This window comes from Streptococcus halotolerans (assembly GCF_001598035.1).
GTDB classification, from domain to species: domain Bacteria; phylum Bacillota; class Bacilli; order Lactobacillales; family Streptococcaceae; genus Streptococcus; species Streptococcus halotolerans.
On the sequence record NZ_CP014835.1, the window covers coordinates 73,370 to 96,739 of the forward strand.

Consider the following 23,370-nt stretch of genomic DNA (forward strand, 5'->3'; position numbering starts at 1 on the left):
TTTTTTGGTATAATTTTACTGTTATGACTAAGTCCAAGCAAAAATATGCCGTGATTGATTTGGAAGCAACAGGTGCTTCTATCACGGCTCAAATTATTCAAGTAGGGATTGTGATTATCCAAGGGGATAAGATCATCGACACTTATCAAACAGATGTGAACCCACATGAACCCTTGTCTGAACACATTGTTCAATTAACAGGGATTACAGACCAGCAGTTGGCCAAGGCTCCTGATTTTTCGCAAGTGGCGCGTGACATTTATGAGCGCATCCAAGACTGCGTTTTTGTAGCGCATAATGTTAAGTTTGATGCGAATCTGCTATCAGAGCAGCTTTTTATGGAAGGATTTGACTTGTACACGCCCAGGGTTGACACCGTCGAGTTGGCACAGGTCTTTTTCCCAACTATGGAGAAGTATTCTCTAGGAGAATTGACCAAAGCCTTAGGCATTCCTTTAAAAGATGCCCATACGGCTATCGCGGATGCCCAAGCAACAGCCCAACTTTTTTTCAAAATTCGCGAAAAGATTGCCAGCCTTCCAAGTTTAACCCTTGAGAAGATCAAATCTTATGCTGATCACTTAATCTTTGAGTCGCGTCTTGTGATTGACGAGGTTGCTTTGGATAAGGATTTTGATCAATCCCTCTATCAAGAAGTCGCAGGCATCTTGATACGAAAACCACAATCAGGTATCGTAGAGAGAAGATACTCTCAGGATTTTGCGACAAACATGGCCTTGTTAGGGCTCGACAGTCGTCCTAAGCAGGAAGCTTTTGCTGAAGCAATGTTACAAGAAGATAACGATGTTCAGTTTATTCAGGCGCAAGCAGGCATAGGAAAAACCTATGGCTATTTGGTATCCTTACTGGCGAAAAATGAGCAACAAAAGGTAGTCGTTTCTGTACCAACGAAATTGCTGCAAGATCAAATAGCCGCCCAAGAAGCTAAACAGTTGCATGAGATTTTTGGTACCCCCTACCAGAGTTTAAAGGGCCCTGCCAATTATCTGAAATTGGATGCTTTCAAAGCTTCCTTGGAACAAGAAGACGACAATCGCTTAGTCAATCGGTATAAGATGCAACTATTGGTCTGGTTATTGGAAACTAAAGACGGCGATCTTAATGAAATCAAACAGCAGCAGCGTTTACAGTGGTATTTTGACAGCCTTCGACACGATGGCAATCTCAGCGCTCACTCGCTTTTTGCCCAGGATGATTTTTGGTTCAGATCTTATGAGAAAGCAAAAGCAAGTCGTCTCGTCATTACCAATCATGCCTATCTGTTGACACGTCTGGAAGATGATCCTAGTTTGATTAAAGGAGCTCATTTGGTGATTGATGAGGCCCAGAAATTCTTTTTAGCATTGGAAGACTTCTCTCATGCCCAAGTGAATCTTTTAGAGACGATGACCAAACTAGAGGACCTCTTGCAGGAAACAGACGACCTGCTGACGCGCCGCTTAATCGAAAGTTTACAATTTGAATTTAGCCAGCTAGTGGTTGATTATCACCAGTCTCATGAACAACTTATTCCAAAAGAAAAATGGGAAAAAATTCGTCGTGATATCACGGAATTAAGGCATCTTAATTTAGAAGAACTCTATCAAATAGCAGATGATCGTTATGATTCTGTTTGGGTTGACAGTCGTCAGGAGAGTGACAAACGGTCTGTCTTTCTCAAGGGAGCCAGTCAGCTCCTCTTAGATTTTTCAGCATTTTTACCAGAAAATCAAAAAACGACCTTTGTCTCCGCCACGCTGCGTATTAGTCCTCAGGTGTCTTTACCAGACCTTTTGGGCTTTGAGGATTATCAAGAAACAGTTATTGAAGATTCTGCTAATACCCAACAAGCCATCTGGATAGATAAAGAAGGTGTCTCACCTGCTCTGCCAAAAGAGGTCTATCATAGAGCATTAGCCAATAAAATCTATCGGATAAGTCAACTAAATCTTCCCACCTTAGTCCTTTTGACCTCCAAGGATGCTTTGAAGCAAGTCTCAGACCACCTAGAAGAGGCTGGTTTACCGCATCTGGCTCAAGGTAAAAATGGGACAAGTCACCAAATGAAGCGACGATTTGAAGCAGAAAATGCTCCGGTCCTACTGGGAACAGGAAGTTTCTGGGAGGGGGTTGATTTTACCACCCATGATCGCATGATTCTTGTTATTACCCGACTGCCTTTTGAAAATCCCCAAGATTTTCTGAACCAGAAAATGGCCAAACGTCTGTCACATGAAGGGAAAAATCCTTTTACAGCCTATAGCTTGCCAGTTATGATGATGCGCTTAAAGCAAGCATTAGGTCGTACGAGCAGGAGGCTTGACCAGAAATCAGCAGTCCTTATTTTAGACCCACGCTTGGTCGAAAAATCCTATGGACCAGCTAGTTTGGAAATGCTAAGACAGACTCATCAGCTGTCGCTTGAAAAAAATGATAAAATCCTGTTAGATATGCTTGATTTTCTGCTATAATAGGTGGTATTGAAAAGAAAATCCTTTAAAGTGTGGTGTTTGATGGATAGCAATCGCTCTTTTAAAAGAGGAAACATGCATTGTGAGAGGATGAGATGAGGGAGGTAAGATGAAACTATCTGATCGGATATTGAAGATGCAAGAGAGTGTGACCTTAGCGTCAGGAGCTCGTGCCAAAGAGTTGAAAGAACAGGGACGTGATATCTTGAATTTGACCCTTGGTCAACCTGATTTTCAGACCCCTGCGCACATTAATCAAAAAGCAATCGAAGCCATTCAAGATAATCAGGTTAGTTTTTACACACCTGCTAGTGGCCTACCAGAACTCAAAGATGCTATTGCTAGCTATATGAAAAACTTCTATGGTTATGATGTCAAGCGACATCACATTTTAGCAGCAACAGGAGCTAAATTTGTCCTCTACGCCTACTTCATGACGGTTTTAGATCCCGGTGATGAGGTCATTATTCCGACACCTTACTGGGTATCTTATTCAGATCAAGTAGAGCTGGCTGAGGGGGTTCCTGTTTTTGTTGAAGCCAAGGAAGAAAATCACTTTAAGGTGACCATCGAGCAGTTAGAAGCAGCTAGAACCGACAAAACCAAGGTCTTCTTACTGAATTCTCCGTCAAATCCTACTGGGATGATTTATACAGAGGAAGAATTGTTGTCTATTGGTAACTGGGCTGTTGAGCACGATATCTTAATTTTGTCTGATGATATTTACGGCCGTTTGGTTTATAATGGCAATACCTTTATACCGATTTCAAGCTTGTCTCAAGCCATTCGTCAGCAAACCATGGTCGTTAACGGTGTCGCTAAAACCTATTCAATGACAGGGTGGCGCGTTGGATTTGCGGTTGGAGATCCTGACATCATTGCTGGCATGTCCAAGATACTGAGTCAAACCACTTCTAATTTGACAACGGTGGCCCAATACGCTGCTATTGAAGCCTTGACTGGCTCGCAAGATTCTGTTGAGGAGATGCGTCAAGCCTTTGAACATCGTCTTAATACGATTGAACCGCTCATCAATGCTATTCCAGGTTTTACACTTGTGAAACCTCAGGGAGCTTTCTATTTCTTTCCTAACGTTAAGGAAGCGATGGAAATGAAGGGGTTTGACGATGTAACAGACTTTACCAATGATATTTTGGAAAAAGCCGAAGTCGCCCTAGTCACAGGTCAAGGTTTTGGTGCACCTTATAGCCTTCGCATGAGTTACGCTTCTGATTTGGAAACCTTACAAGAAGCGGTTAAACGCCTCAACAAGTACATGTCTGAGCCGTAAAGGAAAAGAGGGCTCTTTCTTAGCTCAGCGAAAAGAAACAAGCCCTAAAACATAACAGGAGACCTTTTTTGTATAGTACTGAACTGACGAAAAGGGTGCTCTTTATTTAAGAAAGGATTGGGAAAGTTATTATGTCACGTCAATTAATTACCATTAAACAAGTCAGCCAATATGTTGGCGAGGAAGTTACTATCGGTGCTTGGGTTGCTAACAAATCAGGAAAAGGGAAAATCGCCTTTTTACAACTCCGCGATGGAACAGCCTTTTTCCAAGGCGTTGCTTTCAAACCAAACTTTTTTGAAAGATTTGGTGAGGAAGAAGGTGCCGAAAAATTTGACACGATTAAACGTCTAAGTCAAGAAACGTCAGTCTATGTGACAGGTGTTGTCAAAGAAGATGCGCGTTCTAAATTTGGTTACGAGTTGGATATTACAGATATTGAAGTGATCGGTGAGTCACATGATTACCCTATTACACCAAAAGAGCATGGAACAGATTTCCTAATGGATAATCGTCACCTTTGGCTTCGTTCTCGCAAGCAAAATGCGGTGCAACAAGTTCGTAATGCTATTATTTATGCTACTTATGAATTCTTCGATAAAAACGGCTTTATTAAGTTTGATAGCCCAATCCTTTCTGGTAATGCGGCAGAAGATTCAACGGAACTCTTTGAAACTGACTATTTTGGTCAACCAGCTTATCTTAGTCAATCAGGACAGCTTTACCTTGAAGCGGGTGCGATAGCACTTGGTCGTGTCTTTGACTTTGGTCCTGTTTTCCGTGCTGAAAAATCAAAAACACGCCGTCACTTGACAGAATTTTGGATGATGGATGCTGAGTATTCTTTCATTACCCATGAAGAATCCCTTGACCTTCAAGAAGCGTATGTCAAGGCACTGATCCAAGGGGTTATTGATCGTGCACCGCAAGCACTTGAAACCTTGGAGCGTGATGTAGAAGCTTTGAAACGTTATATTGCTGAGCCTTTCAAACGCGTTTCTTACGATGATGCGATTTCCCTTCTTCAAGAGCACGAAGCGGATGAAGATACGGATTATGAACACCTTGAACATGGGGATGACTTTGGGTCACCACATGAAACTTGGATTTCAAATTACTTTGGGGTGCCAACCTTTGTCATCAACTACCCAGCCAGCTTTAAAGCCTTCTACATGAAGCCTGTACCAGGAAATCCAGAGCGCGTGCTTTGTGCGGACTTGCTTGCGCCAGAAGGCTATGGTGAAATCATTGGTGGTTCGATGCGTGAAGACGACTACGATGCCCTTCTTGCCAAAATGGATGAGCTTGGCATGGATAAGTCAGAATATGACTTCTACCTTGACCTTCGTAAATACGGTACCGTACCACATGGTGGTTTCGGAATTGGGATAGAGCGTATGGTGACCTTCGTCGCTGGTACCAAACATATCCGTGAAGCCATCCCATTCCCACGTATGCTCCACAGAATTAAACCATAAGGACCGCGCCTTTCTTCTTAGAAACGATGATAGTTTTGAGAAGAAAGAAGGATAACATAAACCATCAATATCAAAAACTAGTTGATCTCATCGTGGTTCAGCTAGTTTTTTTGATGCCTTGTCAACCGTTGCGAGAGACTGATGGAACAGCTCGAGAATATCTTCCTTTGGTGTGTTAAAGGTGATGACGCGGGTTATGGATTGCAATGTTAATACTCTTTGACAATCCAAAGCGGACCTTGTTAACTTGATTTGATGACCTCCACTTCTATCTAAAGCGTCGCCGCCTAGTCTGCTTTTGAATGTGATTGAGGCTAACTAGCGGATGTCTAATAAGTTTATTGAATTATCAGTTTTATTTAGTTTTATTAGTGATTTCAGGTTATTTCTAATGCTTGATTTGTTTGTAAAGCCATTGAAAGAAGGTAAAAAACCAGTGTTGGGTCGGGTTTAGTGGACTTGTGACTAGCTAGAAATTGCTTGTAAAATGTGTTTTGATTTGCTGATAAATGCAATCATCGAATTAACGGAATTATTTGAATTCATTATATAAATTTTATTTTATTAATATATTGTTCAATGAAGATATGGTGAAGTATCTGTGGCAGTTACATCTTATCGGTTAAAATGTTTCAATAATATTACGATAGGGTTAAGAAACAATTATGTCAAGAGGTTTGTCTAAAAAAGGAGTATAATGGAGGTGATAGGATTAAAACTGTCAGTTAATAACACAATTAGAATTTTTTAGAATCTAAATACAAAGAATGCCAGGCTAAAATCACCAAAAGAAAGGTTAGAATTGCTTTGTATTGTCTTGTTAAGATGTCAAAAAATCACATCATTAGTTGCATTATTAAAAGATAGTGGAATCTTACGAACAGTCAATTACATATAGATTAGGAGAAAATCATGTTTCATAAACAAAAAGACCGTTTTTCAATACGGAAGTTTAAAATAGGTGTTGGCTCAGTGTTCTTGGGGTCATTCTTATTGGTGGCACCGCAAGTTTACGCTGAGGAAACAGTAAATGCAAACTCAGAAGTCATTGCTAAACCAGACGCACCCCTTGCCGAGCAAACTCCCATTGCAAAGGAGTCCTTGCAACTAGTTGGAGAAAATGCAGATGCGACTAAATTGGAAAATGAAGAATCGCAACCTGCACAAGAACTTAAGCTAACAAATCCAGAAGTATCACAACCAGCTGAAGTTGAGACACCAGAAGTATCACAACCAGCTGAAGTTAAGGCACCAGAAGTATCAGCAGCTGCTACTCCAGCAGAGAGTAAATCAGCAGATTCTACTGAAAAAACACCAGAAAATAAACAGCATGAAACAGTAGAAGTTAACGAACAGCCAACCAATACGAATCAAATTGGAGCTTCTTTTAGATCTGTTGGAAGTGACCGCAGTGCCTCTGACAATAGAGAAAGTCAACCATTTGAATTAGGAAATGCTGAGTACAATAATAAAGCTCGTCTAGAAGTAACCAAAAAGAACATGGTTGATTACTTCATCGTGGGCGGTAATGCAAAAGGTGACGATGTCAATCCAACGACCTTAACAGATGATGTAAGTGGACAAGCAGGAAGCCTTGGACTCAAGAACAAGATCAACATGAATGAAGACTTCACCCTCATCGGGAAGTTGAATTTGGGAGATAAGTATGAAGGCTACAGCCCAAATGGCCGTAAGGGTGGTGATGGAGTTTCTCTCGCCTTTACGACAGCAAACCCAGGTGTTGTAGGTCTATCTGGAGCTAGTATTGGTTTAGGAGGCATTCCAAATTCATTCGGATTTAAGCTAGATACGTGGCATAATACTTCCAATCCAGATGCTAGTCAAAAAGCTTCTAGAGACCCAAAAATTAATAGAACTGAAGATGCGGCATTTGGAGCATTTTATAGCACAAATGGTGCAGGGGTAGCAACTACTGATGCAAAAGATGCCCAAAAACTCAATAATCCACCAATGAATAATGAATTCAAGGATTTAGCTGTTAGCTACAATGGTAGTACCAAAGTAATGACGGTGACCTATGCTGGTCAAACTTTTTCAAGAAATATTCAAAATTTTTTAGATAGTACAAGAAGAACAACACGCCAAAAAGCTGGAGAAGAAGAACTAGCTTTTGCGATTTTTGCTTCAACAGGTGCAGGAACAAACTTACAGCAATTTGATTTAACTAAATTTGAATATTCAACTGGTGGAAATTATATAAAAGTTCTTTATAAAGATGACGTCACTGGAGAGATTATTAAAGAAAAAATTTACTCTGGAACGACTCGTGATACACTAAATTTGAGTGATAAATTATCATTGCCAAATTATGTCATGAAGAGAACTAATGCTGATACTGCAGAAGGCTATCAAGATGAAAATAACATCGCTTTTAGATCAGGTATTCAGACGATTACATACACCTATGCAAAGGCAGATAAGACAGAGCTTAAAAAACTTGTCGATGGAGATGCTGCGTTAAAAGCATCAAGTGATTACACCACTGCAAGTAAAGAAACGCAAGATGCTTACAATGCCGCAATAACTGAAGGTAACAAAGTATTAGCAGATACAAAAGCTGAACAACCAGCTATTGATGCCAGCGTCAAAAATATTAATGATGCAATTACAGCACTGAAAGCGTCAGCCAAGGAAGCCGCAGATGCCGCAGCCGAAAAAGCTGCAGCCTTGAAAGCAGCGCAAGACGCCGTCAAAGCCGCAGAAGACGCATCAGACGCTGGAAAAGCTAAGAAGGCCGACGCAGAATCAGACCAAATTGTCAGTCAACAAGAAAGTGACGACTTGGATGTCTTGAATCAGGCAACCACTGATAAGAAAGCAACCGCAACAGACTTAGTGAATGCCTTGGAAGATGGTCCTGAGAAAGATGCGTTGAAAGAACGGTTAACCAATGTTGTCCCATCAGAAGTAACCGTTAATGACAAAAATAACAACGGCAAAGACGATGCCCAAGAAGAGGCCGAAAAAGCTGCAGCCTTGAAAGCAGCGCAAGACGCCGTCAAAGCCGCAGAAGACGCATCAGACGCTGGAAAAGCTAAGAAGGCCGACGCAGAATCAGACCAAATTGTCAGTCAACAAGAAAGTGACGACTTGGATGTCTTGAATCAGGCAACCACTGATAAGAAAGCAACCGCAACAGACTTAGTGAATGCCTTGGAAGATGGTCCTGAGAAAGATGCGTTGAAAGAACGGTTAACCAATGTTGTCCCATCAGAAGTAACCGTTAATGACAAAAATAACAACGGCAAAGACGATGCCCAAGAAGAGGCCGAAAAAGCTGCAGCCTTGAAAGCAGCGCAAGACGCCGTCAAAGCCGCAGAAGACGCATCAGACGCTGGAAAAGCTAAGAAGGCCGACGCAGAATCAGACCAAATTGTCAGTCAACAAGAAAGTGACGACTTGGATGTCTTGAATCAGGCAACCACTGATAAGAAAGCAACCGCAACAGACTTAGTGAATGCCTTGGAAGATGGTCCTGAGAAAGATGCGTTGAAAGAACGGTTAACCAATGTTGTCCCATCAGAAGTAACCGTTAATGACAAAAATAACAACGGCAAAGACGATGCCCAAGAAGAGGCCGAAAAAGCTGCAGCCTTGAAAGCAGCGCAAGACGCCGTCAAAGCCGCAGAAGACGCATCAGACGCTGGAAAAGCTAAGAAGGCCGACGCAGAATCAGACCAAATTGTCAGTCAACAAGAAAGTGACGACTTGGATGTCTTGAATCAGGCAACCACTGATAAGAAAGCAACCGCAACAGACTTAGTGAATGCCTTGGAAGATGGTCCTGAGAAAGATGCGTTGAAAGAACGGTTAACCAATGTTGTCCCATCAGAAGTAACCGTTAATGACAAAAATAACAACGGCAAAGACGATGCCCAAGAAGAGGCCGAAAAAGCTGCAGCCTTGAAAGCAGCGCAAGACGCCGTCAAAGCCGCAGAAGACGCATCAGACGCTGGAAAAGCTAAGAAGGCCGACGCAGAATCAGACCAAATTGTCAGTCAACAAGAAAGTGACGACTTGGATGTCTTGAATCAGGCAACCACTGATAAGAAAGCAACCGCAACAGACTTAGTGAATGCCTTGGAAGATGGTCCTGAGAAAGATGCGTTGAAAGAACGGTTAACCAATGTTGTCCCATCAGAAGTAACCGTTAATGACAAAAATAACAACGGCAAAGACGATGCCCAAGAAGAGGCCGAAAAAGCTGCAGCCTTGAAAGCAGCGCAAGACGCCGTCAAAGCCGCAGAAGACGCATCAGACGCTGGAAAAGCTAAGAAGGCCGACGCAGAATCAGACCAAATTGTCAGTCAACAAGAAAGTGACGACTTGGATGTCTTGAATCAGGCAACCACTGATAAGAAAGCAACCGCAACAGACTTAGTGAATGCCTTGGAAGATGGTCCTGAGAAAGATGCGTTGAAAGAACGGTTAACCAATGTTGTCCCATCAGAAGTAACCGTTAATGACAAAAATAACAACGGCAAAGACGATGCCCAAGAAGAGGCCGAAAAAGCTGCAGCCTTGAAAGCAGCGCAAGACGCCGTCAAAGCCGCAGAAGACGCATCAGACGCTGGAAAAGCTAAGAAGGCCGACGCAGAATCAGACCAAATTGTCAGTCAACAAGAAAGTGACGACTTGGATGTCTTGAATCAGGCAACCACTGATAAGAAAGCAACCGCAACAGACTTAGTGAATGCCTTGGAAGATGGTCCTGAGAAAGATGCGTTGAAAGAACGGTTAACCAATGTTGTCCCATCAGAAGTAACCGTTAATGACAAAAATAACAACGGCAAAGACGATGCCCAAGAAGAGGCCGAAAAAGCTGCAGCCTTGAAAGCAGCGCAAGACGCCGTCAAAGCCGCAGAAGACGCATCAGACGCTGGAAAAGCTAAGAAGGCCGACGCAGAATCAGACCAAATTGTCAGTCAACAAGAAAGTGACGACTTGGATGTCTTGAATCAGGCAACCACTGATAAGAAAGCAACCGCAACAGACTTAGTGAATGCCTTGGAAGATGGTCCTGAGAAAGATGCGTTGAAAGAACGGTTAACCAATGTTGTCCCATCAGAAGTAACCGTTAATGACAAAAATAACAACGGCAAAGACGATGCCCAAGAAGAGGCCGAAAAAGCTGCAGCCTTGAAAGCAGCGCAAGACGCCGTCAAAGCCGCAGAAGACGCATCAGACGCTGGAAAAGCTAAGAAGGCCGACGCAGAATCAGACCAAATTGTCAGTCAACAAGAAAGTGACGACTTGGATGTCTTGAATCAGGCAACCACTGATAAGAAAGCAACCGCAACAGACTTAGTGAATGCCTTGGAAGATGGTCCTGAGAAAGATGCGTTGAAAGAACGGTTAACCAATGTTGTCCCATCAGAAGTAACCGTTAATGACAAAAATAACAACGGCAAAGACGATGCCCAAGAAGAGGCCGAAAAAGCTGCAGCCTTGAAAGCAGCGCAAGACGCCGTCAAAGCCGCAGAAGACGCATCAGACGCTGGAAAAGCTAAGAAGGCCGACGCAGAATCAGACCAAATTGTCAGTCAACAAGAAAGTGACGACTTGGATGTCTTGAATCAGGCAACCACTGATAAGAAAGCAACCGCAACAGACTTAGTGAATGCCTTGGAAGATGGTCCTGAGAAAGATGCGTTGAAAGAACGGTTAACCAATGTTGTCCCATCAGAAGTAACCGTTAATGACAAAAATAACAACGGCAAAGACGATGCCCAAGAAGAGGCCGAAAAAGCTGCAGCCTTGAAAGCAGCGCAAGACGCCGTCAAAGCCGCAGAAGACGCATCAGACGCTGGAAAAGCTAAGAAGGCCGACGCAGAATCAGACCAAATTGTCAGTCAACAAGAAAGTGACGACTTGGATGTCTTGAATCAGGCAACCACTGATAAGAAAGCAACCGCAACAGACTTAGTGAATGCCTTGGAAGATGGTCCTGAGAAAGATGCGTTGAAAGAACGGTTAACCAATGTTGTCCCATCAGAAGTAACCGTTAATGACAAAAATAACAACGGCAAAGACGATGCCCAAGAAGAGGCCGAAAAAGCTGCAGCCTTGAAAGCAGCGCAAGACGCCGTCAAAGCCGCAGAAGACGCATCAGACGCTGGAAAAGCTAAGAAGGCCGACGCAGAATCAGACCAAATTGTCAGTCAACAAGAAAGTGACGACTTGGATGTCTTGAATCAGGCAACCACTGATAAGAAAGCAACCGCAACAGACTTAGTGAATGCCTTGGAAGATGGTCCTGAGAAAGATGCGTTGAAAGAACGGTTAACCAATGTTGTCCCATCAGAAGTAACCGTTAATGACAAAAATAACAACGGCAAAGACGATGCCCAAGAAGAGGCCGAAAAAGCTGCAGCCTTGAAAGCAGCGCAAGACGCCGTCAAAGCCGCAGAAGACGCATCAGACGCTGGAAAAGCTAAGAAGGCCGACGCAGAATCAGACCAAATTGTCAGTCAACAAGAAAGTGACGACTTGGATGTCTTGAATCAGGCAACCACTGATAAGAAAGCAACCGCAACAGACTTAGTGAATGCCTTGGAAGATGGTCCTGAGAAAGATGCGTTGAAAGAACGGTTAACCAATGTTGTCCCATCAGAAGTAACCGTTAATGACAAAAATAACAACGGCAAAGACGATGCCCAAGAAGAGGCCGAAAAAGCTGCAGCCTTGAAAGCAGCGCAAGACGCCGTCAAAGCCGCAGAAGACGCATCAGACGCTGGAAAAGCTAAGAAGGCCGACGCAGAATCAGACCAAATTGTCAGTCAACAAGAAAGTGACGACTTGGATGTCTTGAATCAGGCAACCACTGATAAGAAAGCAACCGCAACAGACTTAGTGAATGCCTTGGAAGATGGTCCTGAGAAAGATGCGTTGAAAGAACGGTTAACCAATGTTGTCCCATCAGAAGTAACCGTTAATGACAAAAATAACAACGGCAAAGACGATGCCCAAGAAGAGGCCGAAAAAGCTGCAGCCTTGAAAGCAGCGCAAGACGCCGTCAAAGCCGCAGAAGACGCATCAGACGCTGGAAAAGCTAAGAAGGCCGACGCAGAATCAGACCAAATTGTCAGTCAACAAGAAAGTGACGACTTGGATGTCTTGAATCAGGCAACCACTGATAAGAAAGCAACCGCAACAGACTTAGTGAATGCCTTGGAAGATGGTCCTGAGAAAGATGCGTTGAAAGAACGGTTAACCAATGTTGTCCCATCAGAAGTAACCGTTAATGACAAAAATAACAACGGCAAAGACGATGCCCAAGAAGAGGCCGAAAAAGCTGCAGCCTTGAAAGCAGCGCAAGACGCCGTCAAAGCCGCAGAAGACGCATCAGACGCTGGAAAAGCTAAGAAGGCCGACGCAGAATCAGACCAAATTGTCAGTCAACAAGAAAGTGACGACTTGGATGTCTTGAATCAGGCAACCACTGATAAGAAAGCAACCGCAACAGACTTAGTGAATGCCTTGGAAGATGGTCCTGAGAAAGATGCGTTGAAAGAACGGTTAACCAATGTTGTCCCATCAGAAGTAACCGTTAATGACAAAAATAACAACGGCAAAGACGATGCCCAAGAAGAGGCCGAAAAAGCTGCAGCCTTGAAAGCAGCGCAAGACGCCGTCAAAGCCGCAGAAGACGCATCAGACGCTGGAAAAGCTAAGAAGGCCGACGCAGAATCAGACCAAATTGTCAGTCAACAAGAAAGTGACGACTTGGATGTCTTGAATCAGGCAACCACTGATAAGAAAGCAACCGCAACAGACTTAGTGAATGCCTTGGAAGATGGTCCTGAGAAAGATGCGTTGAAAGAACGGTTAACCAATGTTGTCCCATCAGAAGTAACCGTTAATGACAAAAATAACAACGGCAAAGACGATGCCCAAGAAGAGGCCGAAAAAGCTGCAGCCTTGAAAGCAGCGCAAGACGCCGTCAAAGCCGCAGAAGACGCATCAGACGCTGGAAAAGCTAAGAAGGCCGACGCAGAATCAGACCAAATTGTCAGTCAACAAGAAAGTGACGACTTGGATGTCTTGAATCAGGCAACCACTGATAAGAAAGCAACCGCAACAGACTTAGTGAATGCCTTGGAAGATGGTCCTGAGAAAGATGCGTTGAAAGAACGGTTAACCAATGTTGTCCCATCAGAAGTAACCGTTAATGACAAAAATAACAACGGCAAAGACGATGCCCAAGAAGAGGCCGAAAAAGCTGCAGCCTTGAAAGCAGCGCAAGACGCCGTCAAAGCCGCAGAAGACGCATCAGACGCTGGAAAAGCTAAGAAGGCCGACGCAGAATCAGACCAAATTGTCAGTCAACAAGAAAGTGACGACTTGGATGTCTTGAATCAGGCAACCACTGATAAGAAAGCAACCGCAACAGACTTAGTGAATGCCTTGGAAGATGGTCCTGAGAAAGATGCGTTGAAAGAACGGTTAACCAATGTTGTCCCATCAGAAGTAACCGTTAATGACAAAAATAACAACGGCAAAGACGATGCCCAAGAAGAGGCCGAAAAAGCTGCAGCCTTGAAAGCAGCGCAAGACGCCGTCAAAGCCGCAGAAGACGCATCAGACGCTGGAAAAGCTAAGAAGGCCGACGCAGAATCAGACCAAATTGTCAGTCAACAAGAAAGTGACGACTTGGATGTCTTGAATCAGGCAACCACTGATAAGAAAGCAACCGCAACAGACTTAGTGAATGCCTTGGAAGATGGTCCTGAGAAAGATGCGTTGAAAGAACGGTTAACCAATGTTGTCCCATCAGAAGTAACCGTTAATGACAAAAATAACAACGGCAAAGACGATGCCCAAGAAGAGGCCGAAAAAGCTGCAGCCTTGAAAGCAGCGCAAGACGCCGTCAAAGCCGCAGAAGACGCATCAGACGCTGGAAAAGCTAAGAAGGCCGACGCAGAATCAGACCAAATTGTCAGTCAACAAGAAAGTGACGACTTGGATGTCTTGAATCAGGCAACCACTGATAAGAAAGCAACCGCAACAGACTTAGTGAATGCCTTGGAAGATGGTCCTGAGAAAGATGCGTTGAAAGAACGGTTAACCAATGTTGTCCCATCAGAAGTAACCGTTAATGACAAAAATAACAACGGCAAAGACGATGCCCAAGAAGAGGCCGAAAAAGCTGCAGCCTTGAAAGCAGCGCAAGACGCCGTCAAAGCCGCAGAAGACGCATCAGACGCTGGAAAAGCTAAGAAGGCCGACGCAGAATCAGACCAAATTGTCAGTCAACAAGAAAGTGACGACTTGGATGTCTTGAATCAGGCAACCACTGATAAGAAAGCAACCGCAACAGACTTAGTGAATGCCTTGGAAGATGGTCCTGAGAAAGATGCGTTGAAAGAACGGTTAACCAATGTTGTCCCATCAGAAGTAACCGTTAATGACAAAAATAACAACGGCAAAGACGATGCCCAAGAAGAGGCCGAAAAAGCTGCAGCCTTGAAAGCAGCGCAAGACGCCGTCAAAGCCGCAGAAGACGCATCAGACGCTGGAAAAGCTAAGAAGGCCGACGCAGAATCAGACCAAATTGTCAGTCAACAAGAAAGTGACGACTTGGATGTCTTGAATCAGGCAACCACTGATAAGAAAGCAACCGCAACAGACTTAGTGAATGCCTTGGAAGATGGTCCTGAGAAGGCTTCCCTCAAAGCTCGTCTTGACCAAGTGAAGACGTCAGAAGTTATTGTCAACGATGCTAATAGCAATGGCAAATCTGATAGTCAAGAGATCGAGAAGCCTGAATTGGATCCAAAAGTTGATGATTCAGAAAAAGGCAACTCCGCTAAGACAGGTCACAAAGTTGTCCCAATGGGAACAAAACCTGCTGGACGGATAGTGTCGTCTCAATCAGTTAAGACATCAACGCCATCTCAAACGAAGAGTGACGAGAGTCTGCCAAGGACAGGTGAAAGAAGCAATTCATTAGCTACCATTTATGGTGGTGTGACCATTGCCTTAGCCGCCTTGTTTGCCTCTAAAAAACGTAAAAGAGATCGTGAAGAATGATGACTGACTATCCCACAAACTAAGTTTTGATGAATCGACTGAATCAAAATGAAAAATTATGGGTAGGTCCCGTCGAAGCTGAAAAAGCACCTCAAAGTTAGGTATTCCTAGCTATTGGGGTGCTTTTCATTATAGTGTTTTTGTAAGGTAAGCGGTAAGCGCTCCATACCAAGGTATCTAGTCATCCTCTTACTCCTCCAGTATACTGTTAGTAGAAAACAGAATCGGAGATTATTGTGATGACACAACCTATCGTTCCTTTGGAAACACCACAAACTCGTCGCTTTGAGAAGAAAAAGAAAAACGAGATAATGCTGAAAATGCGTATTGGAAAAGTTGAACTAAGCTTGTTCCAATCGCTTCATCAAGAAACACTGGAAACTATTTTAGATAAGGTATTGCGCTATGACAATGCATCTCGGTGATTTGGGACAAGTCTACATGGCAGATGATAACATATCATCAATAAAAACTGATAGTAGCAGTTAAGCCACTATCAGTTTTTTTAATCAATTAATGTTGCCCAGTAGCTAATGCTAGCCGTCAAAAAAGCAGCGCAGCCTTTTGTAGTGTCATCATAGTAAGTTGTAAAACGTTCATCAGCTATGTACAATTGAGCAATGCCGATATGTTTTTCTACTGAGTAATGCTTGTCTGCCATTTGTAGCCACTTTTTATGAAGTTGGGCAATTTCTTTGCTTCTTTCATCTTCCACCGTCCATCCTTCCACTATCGCGTGATGAAGTAAGCTTTTAATGTCTTGATCTAGCTTTTGCCACTCTTTATAAGTTTCTTCAGTCATCTGAGCAAAGTGTTGGTTAGATTGGCGAATGGCGTCTTCTCCGTAGGTATTCCGAAGTTCAGCTCCATATTTTGCGTCATTTTCTGCTATCTTTTTTTCTTTAAATGCTTGAAATTTTTCTTGTGTCGTCATTGTTGATTTTCCTTTCTGTGCTTGAATAGTGTGTTCGAGATTATCAATCATGGCTTCCAATCTAGCCTTTTTAGCTTTTAAATCTAGTAAGTGGTCTTCTAAACGAGTCATCATATCAAGATTTTCTTGAATGAGTAATTCCTTAATTTGCTTGAGTTCAAAACCTCGCTCCTTATAAAAAAGAATTTGTTGCAGGATGTCGACCTCCTTTTCACCATAAAAGCGGTAGCCACTGTCATTTTTACGAGAAGGCAGAAGTATCCCAATAGCTTCATAGTACCTAAGAGTACGCGTGCTAATCCCGGAGAGTTCAGCCAACTGCCCAATCGAATAAATCATGTTCGTCTCCTCCCTATGTCATTTCTTACAAAATACATGAGTGAACAAAATGTTTCCCGTTCACTACCTTAGTATACAAATTAACGTAAGGTTAATGTCAAGTGCTTTTGAGCATTTTTTTCTAGATAATACTACTAGCAGCTGTTTTGAAAAATTAAGAGAACACAACTAATGAGATGATTACGATGAAGCGGCGAAGTCTACTCGACTGATAACGCCTTAAAGAAACGAAATGAAATGGTGTGCTTGATAAGTGGTCAGAAAACTTTTGCACAAATTATACGATAATAATTGTGAGGACACTGTGGTTCAATCATGATGAAGTCGCTGTAACAAATGTGGGTTTGAATTGCTACCATTGGTTACCAAGTCTATCAAAAGAAAATCACCACTTATGCTTACAATTTTTTATGCCCCTGAGCGCAAGCGAGAAGCCTTATAATAGTTGTGTAACATCTTTATTTGTGAGGGATCATGATGAGACTGATAATGCCAGTCAATTCTTTTTAAGAGCAAGGATTCGGTGATCTAGAAATACGAGCAGGACAAAAATATTTCTAGACAAGTCTCATAATGTGACATTATTTTTGGGGTCTGTTTTACACTAATTTAGTGAGTATGTTGTATCAATACTATGTCACGATTGTACTGTTTTTGTTTCCTTTCACTATACTTGGGGATGAGGACCGTCTTGAGCTGAAACAAGTAGCCAAGGGTCTTGACTATGATTGATTGTGTTTCAAATCTTTGAATTGTGTCAAAATGAACTGTATAATGAAAGTGTGCGTAAATGATTAAAAGAATCTAACCTGTTCGAACAATCGTTAAGGGGTTAGCGAGAGCATGAGCGTTTAAAAATTAGGTTAGAGCGCTTTTTCCTCACGTATGGCATCAATCTTAATACGTTTACTGCTTGCTATACCCTAAAAGAACAAACCAATCTTGAATTGCGAGTGAGTGACTTGCGTTAAAAGAACAAGCTTTTTTAGAGAAGATTGAGCAAGACTTGCAGCCTTTTTTGGTTGAAAAAGAGGTTTGTCAATCATATTTGTAACAAGACCACTAGTCGATTTCGTCGTTCTCTATTTTATCTTTTAATGGCGTGCGCAAACAACTAGATAATAAGGAGGAAGTTATGCGTGTATTTGTAGCGGGAGCAACAGGACGAGTTGCGGAGCAGTTGATAAAGGAATTGATTGGAAAAGGGCATACCGTAGTTGCTGGGGCAAGAAAGCCAGGTAACGTTATTCATTTGGCAGGAGTTGAACCAGTTGCCATGGATCTACATGAAGATTTAACAAAACTAGCATCTCTAATCAAAGGAAGCGATGCGGTTTATTTTACAGCTGGATCGCGTGGAAAAGATTTGTTGCAAACGGATGCCTTCGGAGCAGTGAAACTCATGCAAGCAGCAGAAGCAGCAAATGTATCGCGTTTTGTTCTGCTTAGCTCTATATTTGCAACTGAGCCTGAAAAATGGTCAGATCCGAATTTAGCCAAGATTATGAATTATAATATTGCTAAATTTTTTGCCGATCATTGGCTGATGCATCAGACTAAGTTAAACTATACGATTGTCCAATCAGGAAATCTGGTCGAGGCAGAATCAGGTTCAGGAAAGATTGCGATCCATGTTTCACAGCCAAAACCTAACACTATTCCAAATGTTGCTAAGGTATTGGCAGAGGTTTTGGAGTTTCCAAATACTATCGGTAAAATCATTCAGATGAGTGATGGAGAAACACCAATTACAGATGCTTTGAACAGCCTTTAAACGAACAAGCATCCTTTCGAGCCAAAACTACAAAAATAATGGCTATTTTGGTAAAAAGATGTTAATAATGCTCTTCATCAGACCTGACAAGGACACGGCTATATCCTTGATTCTAACCAGCTATTGAAAAGTGATATCTTGGAAAACCAGTCAACTTTTAAAACTGTTTCGTCACAAGATATGGGGACTTAAAATCGTAAGAGTAAGCAAAGCAATGATTGCAGTATGAAGTCTCCTAGTTTTTAAACCAGTGGTATATCATGTAGAATCAACTAGCTAAAGAAGGTAGTCTATGGTAGGTATTGTGGGTCTGAATTGCCATCTTCCCCTAAATCCCTTTCCTCTTTTACTACCACTTGCTATAGACACTAAGGCGACTCGGTAGTGAAGGAATTACTGTTTAGAAAAGGGAGAAGTTGTGTATAATTGAGCGATTGCAATAGCAGTTATATTGCTGAAAAACGGTAGCCAAAATAAAAAACTAGTTTTCAATAATCATTACTAGATTGGCCTTAAAATGAGATAAATGTATTAAATCATCGAACAGGTGACATTAAAAAGGCAAATCCTTTGAATAGCAGGATTTGCCTTTTTACGCATTATAAAACACAGATTGCTCCATTAGGAAGAGTACTGAAATAGAAGAATGAGGGTAACTAAGAAGAAAAAAAAGGTTAAAAAGAAATTGAGACGCCAAAAAAATTTGAACCATTTCTTATAAGTGAATGTTTTGGTTCTTAGAAATTGCCAAGTAGCAGCAACAATGGCAAGAATAGCAATTGCTATTAAGTAATAATAGATAAAACTGTGTTTAAAAAATTGTGAACTGGCTACGATTATCTCAAAGATATATAAAGGAATGGTGATATCTGGGAATTTGATACCAAGTCGCGCTAACTTGAAAAACTTGCAAATAATATAGGTAAAAATAGGGGTTAAAATGAGTAAACTCGCACTGAGTACTTTAAACATGAATACTGACATATGCTTATTTTAACGATTATCTTGAGTAAAGTAAATCATTTTTAGAAAAAAAGCATAAAAAACTTGAAATTTTATTTAAAACAAGTATAATAGATGAGTATGCTATTGGCATGCTTGTGGGAGGTAAAAATCTTTAAATTACCGACATAACCACAATAGGAGGATTTTATTCATGGCTAAGAAAGTCGAAAACATTGTAAAACTTCAAATTCCTGCCGGTAAAGCGACACCAGCTCCACCCGTTGGACCAGCACTTGGTCAAGCCGGTATCAACATTATGGGATTCACTAAAGAGTTTAACGCTCGTACAGCTGACCAAGCTGGTATGATTATCCCAGTTGTTATCTCAGTATACGAAGACAAATCATTTGATTTCGTTACAAAAACACCACCAGCTGCTGTTCTTTTGAAAAAAGCTGCAGGTGTTGAAAAAGGTTCTGGTGAGCCAAACAAAACGAAAGTTGCATCAGTTACTCGTGCACAAGTACAAGAAATTGCTGAAACTAAAATGCCAGATTTGAACGCAGCATCAGTTGAGTCTGCTATGCGTATGATCGAAGGTACTGCTCGTTCTATGGGATTCACTGTTACTGATTAATCAGTAAGAGACCCTGAACCCGCTAAACTTCATCGTCTATTTCGATGAGTGACGTGGGAGATGAAAATCGCTATTACCACATTACAAGGAGAAATTTTATAATGGCTAAAAAAAGTAAACAAATGCGTGCTGCGCTTGAAAAAATCGACAGCACAAAAGCTTACAGCGTTGAAGAAGCTGTAGTGCTTGCTAAATCAACAAACTTCGCAAAATTTGATGCAACTGTAGAAGTATCATACAACCTTAACATCGACGTTAAGAAAGCTGATCAACAAATCCGTGGTGCAATGGTATTGCCTGCTGGAACTGGTAAAACTTCTCGCGTTCTTGTTTTTGCACGTGGTGCTAAAGCTGAAGAAGCTAAAGCAGCTGGTGCAGACTTCGTGGGTGAAGACGACCTTGTTCAAAAAATCCAAGGTGGTTGGTTAGATTTTGATGTTGTTATCGCAACACCTGATATGATGGCAGTTGTGGGTCGTCTTGGACGTGTCCTTGGACCTCGTAACCTTATGCCAAACCCTAAAACTGGTACAGTAACTATGGATGTTGCTAAAGCAGTTGAAGAGTCTAAAGGTGGTAAAATCACTTACCGTGCTGACAAAGCTGGTAATGTTCAAGCTCTTATTGGTAAAGTATCATTTGAAGATGACAAATTGGTTGAAAACTTTAGAGCTCTTAACAACGTTATCGTTAAAGCAAAACCATCAACAGCTAAGGGTACTTACATCACAAACTTGACACTTACTACAACTCAAGGTGTTGGTATCAAAGTTGATCCTAACTCATTTTAATCAGTAGTTTATAAAAGGTGCTTACTTCGGTAAGCCTTTTTTATTGGCGTTAGATTGATATGTTGACTGAATACATACTCTGCCAAAAGAAAAGACTAAGAATGGGACTAATGTCTTTAGATGATAAAAGAATGGAAACTATAAGATCGAATGGCCAATGAATTCGGGTCTTAGAAACGTTTTCTGATTAAGTCTTTTGAGAGCTTTTCTTTACCATATAAAATGAAAAGAGAGGATAAAATAATTTCAAAAGACCTTTTTCATCAAGCTAAATTGACCAAAAAGTACAAAATCACAGTACAATGAGACTATTAAATTAAGCTTCTTTATGATAAAATGGTAAAGATAATGATGTGTTATCATGTTAATTAGCATTGAGGAGAAGAACATGGTTCAACCAAAATATAAACGTGTTTTGATTAAATTATCTGGAGAAGCTCTTGCTGGAGAGCGTGGTGTCGGTATTGACATCAAGACAGTTCAAGAGATGGCAAAAGAAATTGCTGAGGTTCATGCATCAGGCATACAGATTGCCCTTGTTATTGGTGGTGGAAACCTTTGGCGTGGGGAGCCGGCTGCAGAAGCTGGGATGGATCGTGTTCAAGCGGATTATACGGGTATGCTTGGTACGGTTATGAATGCTCTTGTTATGGCTGATAGTCTTCAACAAGAAGGAGTTGATACACGTGTTCAAACAGCTATTGCCATGCATAATGTAGCCGAGCCTTATATTCGTGGACGAGCGCTTCGTCATCTCGAGAAAAATCGTGTGGTTATTTTCGGCGCTGGAATTGGTTCTCCCTATTTTTCAACTGATACGACAGCTGCTCTTCGTTCTGCTGAAATTGAAGCAGATGCCATCCTTATGGCTAAAAATGGTGTAGATGGTGTCTACAATGATGACCCCCGCAAAAATGCTGATGCCGTGAAGTTTGATGAATTGACCCACGGTGAAGTGATTAAACGCGGTTTAAAGATTATGGATGCCACAGCATCAGCGATTTCGATGGATAATGATATTGATTTGGTAGTCTTTAATATGAATGAGCCAGGCAATATTAAGCGTGTGGTTCTTGGAGAGCCAATCGGTACGACAGTATCAAATAAAGCATAAAAGGATAAAGGAAACAAAATGACAAAAGAAATTATTACAAAAGCTAAAGAACGTTTTGAACAATCTCACCAATCGCTTGCTCGTGAATTTGCTAGTATTCGTGCTGGACGTGCTAATGCCAGTCTTTTGGACCGCATTCAAGTGGAATACTATGGAGCACCAACGCCTCTTAACCAACTAGCATCAATCACTGTACCAGAAGCTCGTGTCCTTTTGATTTCACCATTTGATAAATCTTCTATTAAGGATATTGAACGTGCGATCAATGAATCTGATCTTGGCATTAACCCTGCAAATGATGGTTCGGTTATTCGCTTGGTAATCCCACCACTTACGGAAGAAACTCGTAAAGAGCTTGCTAAAGAAGTGAAAAAAGTTGGGGAAAACTCAAAAGTTGCTATCCGTAATATTCGTCGCGATGCTATGGATGAAGCTAAAAAGCAAGAGAAGGATAACGAAATTACTGAAGACCAATTGCGTAGCCTTGAAAAAGATATTCAGGCAGCAACGGATGAAGCGGTTAAACATATCGACAGCATGGTTGCCAATAAAGAAAAAGAACTATTAGAAGTTTAAGTTTAAACCATTATAAAATAAGAGGCGGTGTGATGAAAGACCCGAGTTGGGCGATTTGTCCCACGGCCTTTTTCTTAAAAGAAATAGAGAAACCAATATGAATGAACTATTAGGAACTGTTATCAGTGGTTTGGTAACAGATGAAAATACACAAGCCTATTTTGTACAAAAAGATGGCATCACCTTTTCCCTTTCTAAAGAAGAGGGAACACATCAATTAGGCGACATGGTTAAAGGATTTGCTTATACTGATATGAAGCAAAAGCCACGTTTAACAACCAAAGAAGTGGCTTCGACCAGAACTAGCTATGGTTGGGGAACAGTGACAGATGTTCGTCGTGATTTAGGTGTTTTTGTGGATGCTGGAATTCCAGATAAGGAAATTGTTGTTTCGTTGGATGTGCTTCCAGAAATGAAAGAATTATGGCCTAAAAAGGGAGACCGTTTGTACATAAAGCTTGATGTTGACCGTAAAGATCGTATTTGGGGCTTGCCCGCTGAAGCTGACGTTTTTCAGAAAATGGCTGGACCAGCTTACGATAATATGCAAAACCAAACTTGGCCAGCTATTGTTTACCGTCTCAAACTGTCAGGTACTTTTGTTTATCTACCAGAAAACAATATGTTAGGATTTATCCATCCAAGTGAGCGCTATGCTGAGCCGCGTCTCGGTCAGGTTTTAGATGCTCGTGTTATTGGGTTCCGAGAGATTGACCGCACTCTGAATCTATCGATTAAACCGCGTTCTTTTGAAATGTTGGAAAATGATGCTCAGATGATTTTAACTTATTTAGAGGCTAATGGAGGGTTTATGACGCTTAATGACAAATCCACCCCAGAAGATATCAAGGCAACTTTTGGGATTTCTAAAGGGCAGTTTAAAAAAGCTTTAGGTGGTTTGATGAAGGCTAACAAAATCAAACAAGATAGGTCAGGAACAGAGTTAATTGATTAATGCTCAAAAGAC

The 23,370-nt window shown here is 41.7% G+C and carries 13 protein-coding genes; 11 read left to right on the forward strand and 2 right to left on the reverse strand.

Translation table 11 applies throughout. The annotated features are described in order from the left end of the window. The first annotated feature begins 23 nt into the window (after positions 1 to 23). The 5 genes from A2G56_RS00335 to A2G56_RS00355 all read left to right on the forward strand — a co-directional run bounded on the left by A2G56_RS00335 (position 24) and on the right by A2G56_RS00355 (position 15,718). A complete protein-coding gene (locus A2G56_RS00335) occupies positions 24 to 2,471 on the forward strand; it encodes a bifunctional DnaQ family exonuclease/ATP-dependent helicase (RefSeq protein ID WP_082785076.1) in 2,448 nt (815 codons plus the stop codon). A gap of 109 nt (positions 2,472 to 2,580) precedes the next feature. After that, positions 2,581 to 3,762: a pyridoxal phosphate-dependent aminotransferase gene (locus A2G56_RS00340; protein ID WP_062707453.1), complete on the forward strand. Its 1,182-nt coding sequence runs from the start codon at positions 2,581 to 2,583 to the stop codon at positions 3,760 to 3,762. 131 nt (positions 3,763 to 3,893) lie between these two features. Then, the gene (gene asnS, locus A2G56_RS00345) at positions 3,894 to 5,240 is read left to right on the forward strand and encodes an asparagine--tRNA ligase (RefSeq protein ID WP_062707456.1); all 1,347 of its coding nucleotides are present in this window, start codon (positions 3,894 to 3,896) and stop codon (positions 5,238 to 5,240) included. A 912-nt stretch (positions 5,241 to 6,152) separates the two neighbouring features. Then, a complete protein-coding gene (locus A2G56_RS00350; protein WP_062707458.1) occupies positions 6,153 to 15,293 on the forward strand; it encodes a GA-like domain-containing protein in 9,141 nt (3,046 codons plus the stop codon). A 239-nt stretch (positions 15,294 to 15,532) separates the two neighbouring features. Continuing rightward, positions 15,533 to 15,718: a hypothetical protein gene (locus A2G56_RS00355; RefSeq protein WP_062707461.1), complete on the forward strand. Its 186-nt coding sequence runs from the start codon at positions 15,533 to 15,535 to the stop codon at positions 15,716 to 15,718. Positions 15,719 to 15,798: 80 nt separating this feature from the next. On the opposite strand, the gene A2G56_RS00360 is transcribed toward A2G56_RS00355, so the two are convergent. Continuing rightward, positions 15,799 to 16,566, reverse strand: coding sequence for a MerR family transcriptional regulator (locus A2G56_RS00360; protein WP_062707466.1), 768 nt, complete (start codon positions 16,564 to 16,566; stop codon positions 15,799 to 15,801). 1,135 nt (positions 16,567 to 17,701) lie between these two features. Here A2G56_RS00360 and A2G56_RS00365 point away from each other — a divergent pair. Then, positions 17,702 to 18,340, forward strand: coding sequence for an SDR family oxidoreductase (locus A2G56_RS00365; RefSeq protein WP_062707469.1), 639 nt, complete (start codon positions 17,702 to 17,704; stop codon positions 18,338 to 18,340). A gap of 621 nt (positions 18,341 to 18,961) precedes the next feature. On the opposite strand, the gene A2G56_RS00370 is transcribed toward A2G56_RS00365, so the two are convergent. Continuing rightward, positions 18,962 to 19,324 (reverse strand): DUF3397 family protein, encoded by a 363-nt coding sequence (locus tag A2G56_RS00370; RefSeq protein ID WP_335339161.1) that lies wholly within the window; start codon positions 19,322 to 19,324, stop codon positions 18,962 to 18,964. A 172-nt stretch (positions 19,325 to 19,496) separates the two neighbouring features. Here A2G56_RS00370 and rplK point away from each other — a divergent pair, with 172 nt between their 5' ends. From rplK to cvfB, 5 genes are all read left to right on the forward strand, one after another. Continuing rightward, a complete protein-coding gene (gene rplK, locus A2G56_RS00375; RefSeq protein WP_018380860.1) occupies positions 19,497 to 19,922 on the forward strand; it encodes a 50S ribosomal protein L11 in 426 nt (141 codons plus the stop codon). Positions 19,923 to 20,023: 101 nt separating this feature from the next. Beyond that, positions 20,024 to 20,713, forward strand: coding sequence for a 50S ribosomal protein L1 (gene rplA / locus A2G56_RS00380; RefSeq protein ID WP_062707475.1), 690 nt, complete (start codon positions 20,024 to 20,026; stop codon positions 20,711 to 20,713). A gap of 388 nt (positions 20,714 to 21,101) precedes the next feature. After that, on the forward strand, positions 21,102 to 21,827 hold the full coding sequence (gene pyrH / locus A2G56_RS00385; RefSeq protein ID WP_062707478.1) for a UMP kinase: 726 nt from the start codon (positions 21,102 to 21,104) through the stop codon (positions 21,825 to 21,827). 18 nt (positions 21,828 to 21,845) lie between these two features. Further along, positions 21,846 to 22,403 carry a ribosome recycling factor gene (gene frr / locus A2G56_RS00390; RefSeq protein ID WP_062707481.1) on the forward strand — a complete coding sequence of 186 codons (558 nt, stop codon included), beginning with the start codon at positions 21,846 to 21,848 and terminating at the stop codon, positions 22,401 to 22,403. A gap of 97 nt (positions 22,404 to 22,500) precedes the next feature. Continuing rightward, a complete protein-coding gene (gene cvfB / locus A2G56_RS00395; RefSeq protein WP_062707484.1) occupies positions 22,501 to 23,358 on the forward strand; it encodes an RNA-binding virulence regulatory protein CvfB in 858 nt (285 codons plus the stop codon). The last annotated feature ends 12 nt before the right edge of the window (positions 23,359 to 23,370 follow it).